12 protein-coding genes are annotated in these 13,558 nt (G+C 72.2%); 3 read left to right on the top strand and 9 right to left on the bottom strand.

What is annotated here, in order from left to right; genetic code table 11:
• Positions 1-9 precede the first annotated feature (9 nt).
• Positions 10-627 (top strand): NAD(P)-dependent oxidoreductase, encoded by a 618-nt coding sequence (locus tag ACWEVP_RS46445; RefSeq protein ID WP_452069010.1) that lies wholly within the window; start codon positions 10-12, stop codon positions 625-627.
• Positions 624-1,532: an SDR family NAD(P)-dependent oxidoreductase gene (locus ACWEVP_RS46440; RefSeq protein ID WP_452069009.1), complete on the top strand. Its 909-nt coding sequence runs from the start codon at positions 624-626 to the stop codon at positions 1,530-1,532. The genes ACWEVP_RS46445 and ACWEVP_RS46440 overlap by 4 nt, the downstream gene beginning before the upstream one ends.
• Positions 1,533-1,543: 11 nt before the next feature.
• Here ACWEVP_RS46440 and ACWEVP_RS46435 read toward each other — a convergent pair whose 3' ends face one another.
• The 3 genes from ACWEVP_RS46435 to ACWEVP_RS46425 form a co-directional block, all read right to left on the bottom strand.
• Positions 1,544-3,856 carry a beta-L-arabinofuranosidase domain-containing protein gene (locus ACWEVP_RS46435; protein WP_452069008.1) on the bottom strand — a complete coding sequence of 771 codons (2,313 nt, stop codon included), beginning with the start codon at positions 3,854-3,856 and terminating at the stop codon, positions 1,544-1,546.
• 986 nt (positions 3,857-4,842) lie between these two features.
• A complete protein-coding gene (locus tag ACWEVP_RS46430) occupies positions 4,843-5,817 on the bottom strand; it encodes an alpha/beta hydrolase fold domain-containing protein (RefSeq protein WP_452069007.1) in 975 nt (324 codons plus the stop codon).
• A complete protein-coding gene (locus ACWEVP_RS46425; RefSeq protein ID WP_452069006.1) occupies positions 5,814-6,695 on the bottom strand; it encodes an SDR family oxidoreductase in 882 nt (293 codons plus the stop codon). Before ACWEVP_RS46425 ends, ACWEVP_RS46430 begins: the two co-directional genes overlap by 4 nt.
• Positions 6,696-6,778: 83 nt before the next feature.
• Between ACWEVP_RS46425 and ACWEVP_RS46420 the strand changes: the two genes are divergently transcribed.
• On the top strand, positions 6,779-7,357 hold the full coding sequence (locus ACWEVP_RS46420; RefSeq protein ID WP_452069005.1) for a TetR/AcrR family transcriptional regulator: 579 nt from the start codon (positions 6,779-6,781) through the stop codon (positions 7,355-7,357).
• A 12-nt stretch (positions 7,358-7,369) separates the two neighbouring features.
• Here the strand turns inward: ACWEVP_RS46420 and ACWEVP_RS46415 are convergent, their stop codons facing one another.
• Genes ACWEVP_RS46415 through ACWEVP_RS46390 form a run of 6 tightly spaced genes read right to left on the bottom strand, consistent with a single transcriptional unit; the run spans position 7,370 to position 13,545 of the window.
• Complete coding sequence (locus ACWEVP_RS46415) at positions 7,370-8,305, bottom strand: LysR family transcriptional regulator (protein WP_452069004.1); 936 nt, start codon at positions 8,303-8,305, stop codon at positions 7,370-7,372.
• Between the two features lie 39 nt (positions 8,306-8,344).
• Positions 8,345-9,874 carry an AMP-binding protein gene (locus tag ACWEVP_RS46410; protein WP_452069003.1) on the bottom strand — a complete coding sequence of 510 codons (1,530 nt, stop codon included), beginning with the start codon at positions 9,872-9,874 and terminating at the stop codon, positions 8,345-8,347.
• Entirely contained in the window at positions 9,838-10,725 is an 888-nt protein-coding gene (locus tag ACWEVP_RS46405; protein ID WP_452069002.1) for an amidohydrolase family protein, read from the bottom strand. The genes ACWEVP_RS46410 and ACWEVP_RS46405 overlap by 37 nt, the downstream gene beginning before the upstream one ends.
• Entirely contained in the window at positions 10,722-11,252 is a 531-nt protein-coding gene (locus ACWEVP_RS46400; protein WP_452069001.1) for a cupin domain-containing protein, read from the bottom strand. Before ACWEVP_RS46400 ends, ACWEVP_RS46405 begins: the two co-directional genes overlap by 4 nt.
• Positions 11,249-12,199 (bottom strand): fumarylacetoacetate hydrolase family protein, encoded by a 951-nt coding sequence (locus ACWEVP_RS46395; RefSeq protein ID WP_452069000.1) that lies wholly within the window; start codon positions 12,197-12,199, stop codon positions 11,249-11,251. Before ACWEVP_RS46395 ends, ACWEVP_RS46400 begins: the two co-directional genes overlap by 4 nt.
• The gene (locus ACWEVP_RS46390) at positions 12,196-13,545 is read right to left on the bottom strand and encodes an MFS transporter (protein WP_452068999.1); all 1,350 of its coding nucleotides are present in this window, start codon (positions 13,543-13,545) and stop codon (positions 12,196-12,198) included. Before ACWEVP_RS46390 ends, ACWEVP_RS46395 begins: the two co-directional genes overlap by 4 nt.
• Positions 13,546-13,558: the final 13 nt, after the last annotated feature.

Genomic DNA, 13,558 nt, shown 5'->3' with positions numbered 1-13,558 from the left:
GTTTCACAGATGACGGTGGCGGTCCTCGGGGCGACAGGGGCCACCGGGCGCCACGTGGTGTCCGCGGCGCTTCGGCACGGGCATCGCGTGGTCGCGCTGGTCCGCCGGGCGGGCACGTTCGCACCCGGGGAAAGACTCGACGAAGTGATCTGGCCCGACGTCACGGACGTCGCCGCCCTCACGCGCGCCCTGCCGGGCACGAGTGCGGTGATCAGCGCGTTGGGCGGAGCCGGCCAGGGCCCGACGACGGTGTGCACCGACGGCATGCGCTCCGCGGTCACCGCGATGAAGGCGACGGGAGTGGCCCGCCTGATCGCCGTCAGCGCGCACGGCGTGCTGGACACCCACGACAAGTCCCTGTACTCGCAAGCGGTGTGGGCGAACGTGGCCGAGCGGATGCGCGACAAGGAAACGATGGAGCCGCTCATCACCGCCTCCGGCCTGAACTGGACGATCGCGCGGCCGCCGAAGCTGTCCGACCACGGCGAGACCGGGAAGTACAAGGTCGGCACCGACCTGCGGATCCGGCTGTGGAGTTCCATCGGACGCGCCGATCTCGCCGCGTTCCTGGTCGACGAGGCCGAAACCCCGAAGTACACCCACGCCTGCCCGCGGATCACCCGGTGACCCCCGCCGTCCCCGACATGACGGGGAAAGTCGCCGTCGTCACCGGCGCGACCGGCGGCATGGGCCGGATCATCGCCGCCGACCTGGCCCGCGCAGGCGCACACGTGGTCACCGTCGCCCGCGATCCCGCTCGTGCGGACGCACTGCGCGCACGCGTCGGCGCACCGGCGGCGAAGCGGCTCGACGTCGTCCCCGGAGACCTGTCCCGGCGCGCGGACGTCGTGACCGCCGCGAAGACCATCCTGGACCGGCACGACCGGATCCACATCCTGGTCAACAACGCGGGCGCGCACTACCCCGAACACCGCGTCTCGGCCGATGGCGTCGAGATGCACATCGCCCTGGACTACCTCGCCGCGTACGGCCTCACCACCCTGCTGGACGCGCCGCTGCGACGCGGCCGGGCCCGCGTGGTGAACATCGCCAGCGACACCCTCAACGACACCCGGCAGCTCAAGCTCGCACGCAAGCCCCGCCCGGCGACCCTCGACCTGACCGGCATCGACGACCTCGCCGAACTCAATCCCGCCAACGGGTTCACACCGTTCGAGGCCTACGCACGCGCCAAGCTCATGACCGTCACCGCCGGCTACGCCCTCGCCCGCGGCCTCGCCGCCGACGGAGTGACCGTCAACGCTCTGCACCCGGGGATCGTCGCCACCGACATCATCGACGACCTCGTGCCCCCGCTGCTGCGCCCCCTGCGCGCGCTGATCCGCCGCAGCTTGCTCACCCCCGCAGAAGGAGCGAGAGGCGCGACACGCATCGCGACCGACCCCGCCCTGGCCGGCGTCACCGGCCGCTACTTCAACCGGGACCGGGAATCAAGCACGCCACCGGTGTCCCACGACCGCACCACCCAGCAGAAACTCCTCTCACTGAGCCAAACCCACTTCGCCGGCTGACGACCACGGTCTCAGCCGGCGGGGACGATGCGCCACCGGTTGGCGGCGGCGCCGTTGTCGGGGCCCTGGACGACGAACGCGCCGGCCGCGGCCGAGCCGTTCGCCACGGTCAGCAGCTTGCCGCTGTTGACGTTGCGGATCTTCGCCGTGCCGTCGCCCTGGTCGGCCACCGTCCACCGGTGGTCGGCCGTGCCGTTGTCCGACCACTGCAGGACCTGGGCATTGTCCACAGTGGACATATTTTGCACGCCGAGCACCTTGCCGCTGTTGGCGTTGCGGAACCGGACCGCCGTCCCGTCGGTGATCATCTCCCAGTTGTGGTCCGCGGTGCCGTTGTCGGTCCACTGCAGCGCGCGGCCGCCGTCGGCCGTCGACATGTTCTCGACACCCAGCAGCAGCCCGCTCCCCGCGTTGACCAAGTGGTACGCCGGCCCGCCGGTGTACCAGTACGCCGTGTAGGTGAAGCCCTGAGCGTCGTAGAACGGCACCAGGCCCACCGTCGCGCCGTTGGCCTTGGCGCTGAAGGACAACGTGCTGCTGCTGGTCCGCGTGATCGAGGCCGGGTCGAGCGTGGGCAGCCCGGTGAGCGTGCTGTTCCCGTAGTTGCCGGCCAGGACCACCGGCCCGTAGGTGACCGCCGCGACGTTCGCGTTGTCGTTGGCCGGCCGCAGGACGACCTTCATCGGCAGCCGGACGGTGACCGCGTCGCCGGTGGCCCACGCGCGGGTCACGGTGGCGTAGCTGCCGGGTGTGGTGGCGATGTTCTGGGCCACGCCGTTGACGGCGATGGTCGCCCCGCTCGTCCAGCCCGGGATGCGGATGCGCAGGTCCCACGTCCCGCCGACGTTCCCGGTGATCTGCAGGGTGGTCGTGTCGCCGGCCGGGAAGGACGTCGTCTGGGTGACCGTGATGCCGCGCTCGGTCCAGTTCAGCACCGAGGGCAGGAACTGGTTGACGATCAGCGTCGTGCCGGCGCGGAAGTAGATCGAGTCCGCCAGCTTGGTCTGGGTCTCGAGTCCGGTGCCCTGGCAGCACCAGAAGGAGCTGTAGTCGGTGCTCCACGTGCCGCCGCCCCATGCCGGGCCGAGGCCGCGGCGGCCGCCGGGGTTGAGCGAGCTGAAGTAGGTGACGTGCCCGTGGCTGTCGGCCGGGTTCTGCTGGCCGATCATCTGGTTGAGCAGCGCCCGCTCGTAGTAGTCGGCCAGGTCGGCGCGGTCCGGGTAGAGCGTGATCAGCTCCCGGGTCAGCTTGAGCATGTTGTAGGTGTTGCAGCTTTCGCACGTGTCCTGGTTCAGGTACGCGGCTATGGCGTTCGGCGCGCGGAAGTGCTCGGCCTGGCTGTTGCCGCCGATGGCGTAGGTGTGCGCCCCGACGGTGATGTTCCAGGCGTTGGTGGCGATGTCCCGGTAGCGGGTGGTGCCGGTGGCCTGGTACTCCCGTGCGGCGCCGATCCACTTCGGGACCTGGGTGTTGGCGTGCAGGCCGTTGAGCTGGTCGCTGCCGGCCGCCAGCGGGTCGAACACGGCGGCGTGGTCGAACCGCTGGGCGACGGCCAGCCACCGCGTGTCGCCGGTGGCCTGGGCGAGGTCGGTCAGCACGGCGTTCATCCCGCCGAACTCGGTGCCCAGCACCGACTGCATCTGGCTGTAGCCGAGCCGGCCGGTCCGCCGGTCGACCCACGCCGCCAGGTTCAGCAGTACGTCGCGGGCCTGGGTACTGCCGACGTACCGCCACACGTCGAGCAGGCCGGCCATGGTCTTGTGGACGCAGTAGTACGGCACGTTGCCGTTCGACAGGCGGCCTGCCTCGAGGTTGTCGAAGTCGGCTTCGGGAAAGCCGGACAGATACCCGGCGGTGAACCCGGCCGCGGTGTTGTTGGCCTGGCACTTGGCCAGCTCGGCGACCAGGTACGTGGCCTTGTCCCGGCAGGTGGTGTCGCCGGCGACCGCCCACAGCTGCGCCCACGCCGTCAGGAAGTGGCCCTGCACGTGGCTGCGGAACGGGAAGCTCGGCGCGTCCCAGCCGCCGTTGCTCGCAGCACCGTTGGTGGAGAGCCGGTGGTTGGCCCGGAAGACGTAGAGCAGCCGGTCGACGTCGACGAACCGCAGGTAGTTCTGCGTCCGGTTCTGGTTGTCCAGCCACCGGCTCGCGGTGAGCCGCACCTGGCCGAGGGCGAACGCGGACGCGGGCACCGCGACCGCCGAACGCATCGGATTCGGTGCCGCGTCGGCAAAGGCGCCGCCGAGGGCGGGTCCGGCGGTGGTGGCGACGGCGGTGGCGCCGACGGCTCGAAGCCATTGCCGCCGGGTGTAGGACGAGGTCATCGAGGTTCTCCGTTCGGTGGGGATGGCCGGAAGGGCACCCGATCGCCGGGGCGTTCTCGCGGAGCCGGGAGTCAGCTCCACGGAGTAGCCGTGAGCCGACTGGTGTCCTGGGCTCAGGAGCTGTCGGCCGGTCCGCCCCGGACGATCCCGGTGGCGTCGGCCTGGACCGCGTTTTCCGCTGCACCCGAGGGACAACCGGACGTCATGACACCCTCGTCGAAGCAGTGCCGGGGGTGATCACCCCGGCGAAGAGTCTGCACCGCAGGCACCATGAACTCCTTTGTTCATCGATACGGAACAGCGCGCCGCCCGGCCGTGTTCTCGGTGCGCCGAACAGCGCCGATGACCTCGCCGACGAGGTTCATCGAGGCGAATGTTAGCGCTAACAGTTTTTGGTGGTTCGTTCACGCTCGGGCGTTCGGATTGGGTTATCACTATCGACCACCGGCAGGCCGACGTCAAGACGTCGGTCCGGGTGACCGACGTGAGGCAAAGGGGTGGTCGAGCCACTATCCCTTGCCAGCGAACGAAGTCGGAGGCCGAGGACCAGCGCCGCGGCGGCCTGACCGGATCGACAACTGCTCCACAGCGGGCTAGATCCTGTCCGTCCTGCTTGTGCCCAGAACTTAGGACATCATTTCCCGAGCTGGCATGTTCTGCGGCCAGATAGGGCCTGACCTGCATCTTCGGGCTGGTTGAGGCTGACCAGGGCCGACCCGGACCGGACGTGTGACGGCCTGCAGACGGCCTGCTCTCGATCGGGTCCCTTGAGGAACGGCAGGGCCGCTTCCCGCAGGTCGTTGCGCCGCGGCACCGGCTCGAACAGCGTGCAGCCCAGCCGGTAGCGATCACCCGCGCGCGGCTGCCGGACGAGTGGGTCCGGCGGTTCCATCCGGGAAGCGCCGAGCGCGCTGGCGCGTGCCGCGTCGCGGCCTCGGCGCTCCCGGCGCCGGTACACCACTGATGCGGTGTACCGGCCGCTCCGCTCACCCGCCGTGCAGGTGCCGCGTGAGAAACGCGTGCCAGGTGCGTTCGAACGTCTTCGTGAGCCCGGCCTGCGGGGCGAACCTGTCCCACGCGTGGAAGGCATGGGGGTAGACGTGCAGCTCCACCGGGACGTCCGCCGCCAGCAGGCGGGACGCGAACGCGATGTTCTCGTCGCGGAACACGTCGTACTGAGCCGCGGCGACGAACGTCTCGGGCAGGCCGTGGAGAACCTCCGCGCGACCCGGCGCGGAGTAGGCGTCGACGTCGTCGGTACCTGCCCGTTCGCCCAGCACCGCGCTCCAGGCCAGCAGGTTCTCCCGGCGGTCCCAGACGCCGAGGCCGACGATCCGGTGGCTGGACGGCGTGTCGTTGCGGTCGTCCAGCATCGGGTAGCTCAGCGCCAGCAGACACGGCGTCACGCCGCCGCGGTCCCGGATCATCAGCGCGGTCGCCGCGGCGGGCGCTCCGCCACCGCTCGCGCCGGCAATGCCGATCCGGGCCGGGTCGATGCCGAGCTCGCCGGCGTGCTCCAGCAGGGACGTGTACGCGAGGTAGCCGTCGTCGGCAGCGCCGGGCGCCGGGGTGTCCGGCGCCAGCCGGTAGTCGACGGCCGCGACGACGCAGTTCAGCGCGAGAGCCAGCCTGGCGTGGTACTCGGCGTCCTCGTGCGCGGATCCGATGACCTGGCCGCCGGCGTGGAACCAGGCGAGCGCGGGCGCGGGCTCCGGCACGTCCCGCGGGCGGAACAGGACGACGTCGAGCTTGGTGCCGTCGGACCGGGTCACGACGTGTGTCGTCACGGCGACCCGCGGATCCGTTTCGGGGGCCGGAAGTTCCGCGGCGGCCGCGGCCAAGTTCTTGCGCAACGCCGGAATGTCGGTCAGATCCAGCAGGGAACCGTGGGCCTGCCGGGGAAGGGCGGCGAGGGCGGCGGCCAGTTCGGGATCGAGGTCGGCGGTCATGGGAACGTTCACGGCTGGATGTTCTCCAGGTCCTCGAGGAGGCTCGGACGGGTGGGCTGCCAGCCCAGGACTTCCCGGGTGCGGACGCTGGTAGCGGGCTGGTCCATGGCGAAGATCGGGCCGAACGGGCCGAAGTTCTGCTGCGGGACGGGTTCGACCGGCAAGCCGAGACGCTTGCCGACGACGGCCGCGATGTCACGGACCGCGTCGCCCTCGTCGGCCACGGCGTGCCAGGCCGTTCCGGCCGGTGCCGACTCCAGCGCCAGCCGGAACAAGACCGCCGCGTCGAGCGCGTGCACGGCCGGCCAGCGCTGGGTGCCGTCGCCGGGGTAGCCGGCCACGCCGGTCCGGCGCGCCTGCTCGGTCAGCAGCCCCGCGAACCCACCCTTGCCCTCGTTGTGGACCGTGCGCGGCATGCGGACCGCGGTGGCGCGCACGCCGCGTGAAGCCAGCGCCAGCAGCGCGTTGACCGAGCGGCCGCGGCCGCCCACCGGCCCGTCGGTCGGCAGCGGATCGGCCTCGGTGGCGGCACGGCCGGGGACCCACGGCGTGCCCGAGACGGTGACGATCGGGCGGTCGCTGCCGGCGAGTTCCTCCCCCAGCGCGGCCATGGCGGCGCTCTCTTCGGCGATCGACCGCGCGAGCGCTTCCTCGGTGCTGTAGTCGCTGCCGAACGCCAGGCTGATCACGCCGTCGGACTGCGCGGCGCCGGCCCACAGGACGTCGAGGTCGGCGAGCTGCCCACGGAGTACTTGGGCGCCCGCGCCGGTGAGGGCCTGCGCGGACGTGTCCGAGCGGGCCAGCGCGAGCACGGTGTGCCCGCCGGCGAGCAGCTCGGCGACGACCGCGGAGCCGATGGTGCCCGTACCGCCGGTGACGAAAACCTGCATGAGACTCTCCCGAAGTGATGAGACCTTTGTCCCGTTACCATACACAGTGACGGGACTCTTGTCCCGTCACCTATGATGAGTGCATGGCCCGATGGCAACCGGAGACGACTCAGCGGCTTGTCGTGGCGGCTGTCGACCTGTTCACCGAGCAGGGGTACGACGCCACCACCGTCGCGCAGATCGCCGAGCGTGCGGGCGTCACCAAGAGCACCTTCTTCCGGCACTTCTCCGACAAGCGCGAGCTGCTGGTCGCCGGCCAGGAGACGCTGAGCCGGCTGCTCACCGAGGGGATCGCCGAGGCGCCCGCGGACGCCGGCCCGCTGCAGGCGGTCGCGGCCGGCCTCGAACGCGCGTCCGGCGCCATGGGGCCGGCGAACCGCGAACTCGGCCCCCGCCTGAAAGCCGCGGTGGCGGCCAGCACCGAGCTGCAGGAACGGGACGCGCTCAAGAGCGTCGGCCTCGCGGCCGCCATGACCGCCGCGCTCGTCGCCCGCGGTGTCGCCGACCCGACCGCGCACCTCGCGGCCGAGTTGGGCGTCCTCGCCTTCAAACGGGGCTACACGCAATGGTCCGAAGCCGAGCGCGATGACGAAAAAGGGCTCGCGCACCACGCGCTGGCCGCACTACAGGATCTGCGGGCGGCCACCGCGTCGCTGGATTGAGATCGGAGCTCGCTACGGCGCCAACGCGCGACGATAGCCGGCTCCGCTCACCGACTTGCGGAGTTCGGCGAGCTCGTCGAGCCGGAGCCGGACCAGCTCGACGACGGCGCGCGTGACGGGCGAAGGCCGGCGTCCCGCGCGAGTCACCGCCACGAGCTGCCGCTCCAGCGCCGGCGCGAACGCCACCGCGGTGAGCACTCCCGCGTCCAGATCGTCCCGGACGAACGTGTACGGCAGGACCGAGCAGTACTCGCCCCGCGCCACGAGGTCCCGAACCAGGTGGATGGAGTCGGTCCGGGACCCGATGTCCTCCGGAAACTGCTCCGGCGGCAGGCTCGCGCGGAGCAGATCGCGGAACCCCGGGGTGAGGACCAGCCGAAGGGACGGCAGCGAGCTCGGGGTGACGTGGTCCCCGACGCCGGCGAGCGTGCCCGGCTTCGCGACCAGCAGCAGCTCGTCGGCGCCGACCACGGTGGCGGACAGGTTCGGACCCGGACTGTCCGATCGGGTGAAGACGCCGAGGTCCAGCCGTCCTTCTTCGACCCATTCCGCGAGGAACATCGGCAAGGCTTCGACGATCTCGATCCGCGCTTGCGGGTGCAGCACGGCGAACCTCTCCTGCAGGTAGCCCGCCAGTCCGGACACCAGCGACGGCGACAGGCCGAGCCGCACGGTCCCCACCAGCGACGCCGCCGCCTCGCGGACCGCCGACCTGATGTCGTCCACGTACCCGAGGAGGTGCTGCGCCATCTCCTCCAGACGGGCGCCCGCCGGCGTCGGGCGGACCCCGCCGGGCAGCCGGACCAGGAGCTCGACGCCCAGCTCGCGCTCGAGCGCCCGGATCTGCTTGCTCAGCGCCGGCTGCCCTAAGTGCAGCTTGCGGGCCGCGCGGCTGAAGCTCCCCTCGCGGACGATCGCCGAGAAGTACTCGATCTGCCGGATGTCCACCACCGCGACGGTAACAGACACAGTCCACAAAGGAATGGCTCACTTCAGCAGGAACCGCTGCACCTTCCCGCTCGGCGTCTTCGGCAGGGCGTCGACGAAGTGCACGGTCCGGGGGTAGGCGTGGCGCGAATACGTGTCCCGGACGAGGTCCTGCAGCTCCCGGGCCAGCGCGTCGCGCGCTTCGGCCGCGGCGGTCGTGACGACGAACGCCTCGACGACCTCGCCGCGGATGCCCTCCGGGTCGGGCCGGCCGACCACGGCGACGTCGGCGACCGCGGGGTGCCTGCTCAGCACGCTTTCGACGTCGAACGGGCCGATCCGGTAGCCCGAGGCCAGGATGACGTCGTCGTCGCGGGCGGTGAAGAAGAAGTAGCCGTCCTCGTCGACGCGGCCGGTGTCGCCGGTCAGGTACCACCGCCCGGCCCCGGTGAAGCGCTCGGCCGTCCGCTCCGGCGCGTCCAGGTAGCCGCCGAACCAGAACAGCGGGCTCGCCGACGTGTCGACGGCGAGCCGGCCGTCCACCACCCCGGCGGCGAAGCCGGGCAGCGGGTGCCCCATCGAGCCCGCCCGGATCGGCCGCGCGACGTCGTCGTGCCAGTGGTTGCCGATGACCATGCCCAGCTCGGTCTGGCCGTAGTGGTCCCCGATCGCGACGCCGAACGCCTCCTCGCCCCACGCCACCACGTCCGGGGTGAGCGGCTCGCCGGCGGATGACGCGCGGCGCAGCGGGATCGGCCCGGCCGCCGCCTTGCTCAGCGCCCGGTACATCGTCGGAGCACCGGCGAAGTTGGTGACGCCGAACCGCCGCAGCACCTCCGCGGTCGATTCCGGGGTGAACGGTCCCCGGGACAGCAGGCCGGCCCGCCCGGCCACCAGCGGCGCGACGACGGCGTAGTAGAGCCCGTAGGCCCACCCCGGATCCGCCGCGTTCCAGTAGACGTCCCCAGCTCGCACGTCGAGCCCGAAGTGCAGATAGCTGTGGAAGGCCGCGAGCGCCCGCACCGGCACGGCTACGCCTTTCGGTTTCCCGGTCGTGCCGCTGGTGTAGAGCTGCAGGAACGCCCCGTCCCCGCCGATGGCCGCGGACCGGGCCAGCGGGGCGCTGCCGGTGACGAGCCGGTCGAACTCCGCGCCGGTCTCGAGCACGTCGACGCCGTCGAGGGCGTCGAGTTTCGCCCGCTGCGCGGGCTCGGTGACGATCAACCGCACCCCCGCGCTCTCGACCCGCACGCGAATCGCGCCGTCGGCGAACGCGGTGAACAGCGGCACGTGCACCGCCCCCAGACGCCAGAGCGCCAGCAACGTGACGACCAATTCGGGGCGCTTCGACATGAGGACCGCCACCCGTTCCGCGCGTCCCACGCCGCGTTCCGCGAGCGCCGTCGCGAGGCGCCGGGAGCGATCGGCGAGTTCGCCGTAGGTCAGCACCGACCCCGACAGGTCTTCGTCGGCGAAGCGGAACGCGACGGCTTCCGGGTCGTGGCGATCGCACAAAAGGTTCGCGACGTTCGCTTCGGGCGAGGCGTACTCGCTCAGCCAGCGTTCGACGGTGTCGTCAATGTCCGACACGGGATCCTCCTCTGTTCGGGGTGCTCGGCGAGGCCGAGGAAAGCGAGGGCGTTGCGAGACGCGCCCGGCGGGGCATCGGCGGCCCGCACCGGCAGGAACGGGCTGTCGGTGCCGAGGAGCAGCCGGCCGGTCCCGAATCGGTGCTCGAGCAGGGGCAGCTGCGCGGGGTCGAGGACCAGGGTGTCGACGAACAGCCGCCGGACCAGGGCATCCCAGCGCTCGGCCGGCCCGTCGGCGGCCAGGCGCAGCCTCGGGTAGACCCACGGGAAGGCGCCGCCGCCGTGCGCGAGCAGGACGCGCAGGCCGGGGTGCCGGGCGAGGACCCCGCCGAACACGAGCGCCGTCGCCGCCACGGCCGTGTCCGCCGGCATGCCCAGCCCCACCTCCAGCTGCGGTCCCGACCGGCGCAGGACGCCGCGGCCGTGGTCGACGGGGTGGACGAAGACCGCCGCCCCGGCCTCCGCACACGCTGCCCAGACCCGGGCGAGCTCGGGAGCGTCCGGGCCGGCCCCGGCCATCCGGGTGCCGACCAGCACCCCGCGCAGACCGAGTTCCAGGCACCGGGCCAGTTCCGGCTCCGCGGCGGACCGCGGCAGGCACCCGAGCCCGATCAGCCGGCCGCCGGACTCCCGGCAGGCCCGCGCGATCGAGTCGTTCACCGCCCGGGCGCGGGCGGGCTCGGCCGTCCACGCCCGCGCCATGATCGCCGGGACCGGCGAAATCACCTGGTGGGACAGCCCGGCCGCATCCAGCTCGCGCAGCCGCTCCGGTACGTCCCGGAGCGCGGGTGGGAAAGCGCGTGACTCCGGCAGCTCCGGCCCCAGGAAGTGGGCGTGCGCGTCGACCGTCATTCCGGGCCGCCCGGCCGCGGCATCGGGGACACCGGTCCGCTCAGCCGGGACAGGTCCTCGCCGAGCACGAGGTCCCCGACGCGGGCGGGCAGCGCGTCGATCAGCACGAACAGCACGCGGACCGGCTCGTCGCCCCGGGGTACCCAGGCGTGCATGGTGCCGCGCTGGACCAGGATGTCGCCCGCGGTCAGCCGTTCGACGACCTCGCCGCTGTCGAGCACCATGTCGAGCCGGCCGGACAGCACCACGGCGACGTCCTGGGTCTCGGTGCGGTGCATGTTCGTGTGCTCGGCCGCCGCCGGGTCGAACTCGGCGACGCGGAAGAGCACCCGCGTTCCCGGCGGGCCGGGGACGCCGTCGTCGAACCGGTCTTCGTCGTTGCTCGCGGGGAACTGCCCGGTGCACCACACGACCCGCGCCTCGTAGCCGGGCAGGCGCGGGGCCGAGCCGACCACCTCGTCCGACCGGACGACCGCCTTGCCGTCCGCGGAGTGGCCGGTGACGACCCGCCGGAAGCGGAAGCTCATCGCGCTGGCCCTTCTCGCCGGGCCAGCGGGTGCACGTCGACGCCCCGCGTCACCGTCTGCCGGGTCTCCCCCAGCCCCGTCCCGCGCAGGCTCACCACGTCCCCCGGCCGCAGCCAGCGCTCGAAGTCACCGAGTCCGGGGGTGTCGACGTGTTCCAGCAGGCAGCCGCCGGGCACCGTGCCGGACCCGACCACCGCTCCGGGAGTGAGGTCGGTCCCGCGCGAGACGTAGGCGAGGAGCTCGCCGAAGGTCCAGTCCATCCGGTCGAGGGTTCCGCGGGTAAGCTCCACGCCGTTGACCGTCGCGGACAGCTCGACGTTCAGGCGCCCGTCCCGGCGGTACGGCTCCAGCTCGTCGACGGTGACCAGCGCCGGCCCCAGCGTGATGGCGCTGTCCTTGCTCTTGGCCATCCCCAGGCCCTGGGCCAGGTCCACGAGCTGGTGGTCCCGCGCGGTCCAGTCGTTGTAGAGGGTGAACCCGGCGATGTGCGCTTCGGCCCGGTCCGGGTGCAGGTCGCGGCCGCCGCGCCCGATCACGGCACCCAGTTCGAGCTCGAGGTCGAACATCGCCGACCCCGGCGAGACCGGGACGTCGTCGTACGGCCCGACGATCGCGTCCGCGTTGGCGAAGTAGAAGGCGGGACTGCGCGACCACACCTCGGCCAGCTCGGTGTCCCGGCCGAGCGCGCGGTAGCACCCGCGGAGGTGGTCGAGGAAGCACAGCCCGTCCCGCACCGACGGCGGCCGGCGGAGCGGGGCGAGCAGCCGGACGTCGGCCAGCCGGCGCACTTCCGCGGGCGCGCGCCGCGCGTCCTCGCCCGCCTCGGCGAGCGCACCGCTCGCCAGCAGGCCCTCCATGGTCGTGCCGGCGGCGAGGCCACGGACGGATTCGCCGTCGAGCACGCCGGTGCGGACGCCGTCGCCCGCCTCGTAGGTCACCCACTTCACGCCGAGCGCTCCTTCTCCCGTCGAGGGCTTTCCGCCGGGTGGTTGTCCCGGCCGAGGTAGGTGCGGATCCGCCGGACGGCGACCGCGGCGGCGACCGTGAGGCCGCACGCGGCCAGCACGACGTACATCGGCGCGCCGAGCCCGACGCTCGCCACGAGCCACACCAGGATCAGGTTGAGGAACCCGCCGAGCACCGCGATGACGACGTTGTACGGCAGCGAAAAGCCGGTCTGCCGGACCTCGGTCGGGAAGATCGCCGAAAGCAGGCCGGGGACGGCGGCGGGGATCCCGGCCGCCGCCAGCGCCGCCGGCAGCTGGATCCACACGGCGAGGCCGGAACCCCTCGGGAGCGTGGGAAGAACCACCAGCAGCAGCGTCGTGGTCACCGCGGTCGCCAGCCCCGCCCAGAGCAGCACCCGGCTCCAGCCGTACCGGTCGGCGACGTACCCCCAGCCGGGCATCGCCGCCATCGCGCCCGCGATCGAGATCAGGCTCGCGATCAGCGACGCCGCCGGTGAATAGCCGAGAACCGTCTGCAGGTACGTCGGCCAGTAATTGAAGTAGGTGACGTTCACCAGGGTCAGGGCGACCGCGAGGAGAACCGCGAACAGGACCGGACGGCGGTGGTGGGCGAGCACCTCGCGGACCGGCGCGGCCGGGCGCTTGCCCGCCGCTTCGGTGTCGCGCACGAAGGCAGGTGTCTCGTCGATCTTCCGTCGCAAGTAGAGGGACACGACGCCGAGCACCCCGCCGGCGAGGAACGGCAGCCGCCACGCCAGTGAGGGCACGCCGGGGGTCAGGTGGGTCGCCACCTGGCCGGCCGCGAAGGCCGCGCCCGCGCCGAAGAGGAACCCGCTGTAAGCGGTCAGCTGCTGGAACGCCCCGGCCCGCGCGACGCCGTCCGGGCGGGCGTGCTCGGTGACGAACACCGCGGCGGCGGGAACCTCCCCGCCCACCGCGCAGCCCTGGGCGATCCGCATCAGCACCAGCAGCACGGGCGCGGGCCAGCCGATGTCGGCGTAGGTCGGCAGCAGCCCGGTGACCAGCGTGGCGGTGGACATGACGACCACGGTGAGGATGAACAGCCTCTTGCGGCCCACGCGGTCGGCGACCCGGGCGATGAGGACACCGGCGACCGGCCGGATCAGCAGACCGGTCGAGTAGACCGACAGCGTCTGGACCAGCCGCACGGTCGGCGACGTGTCCGCGGGGAAGAAGGCCTGGCCGATCAGGGTGGCCACGTAGAGGTAGACCACGAAGTCGTAGTACTCGAGGGCGGCACCCAGCGAACCCAGCCGGATGTTGCGCCGCGCTCTGCGGGCGAGGTCGGGTGATGATTGCGTCATTGCAAAACATCCT

The sequence above is a fragment of the Amycolatopsis sp. NPDC003865 genome, assembly GCF_053605345.1.
This window is presented reverse-complemented; position numbering and strand designations above follow the sequence as displayed.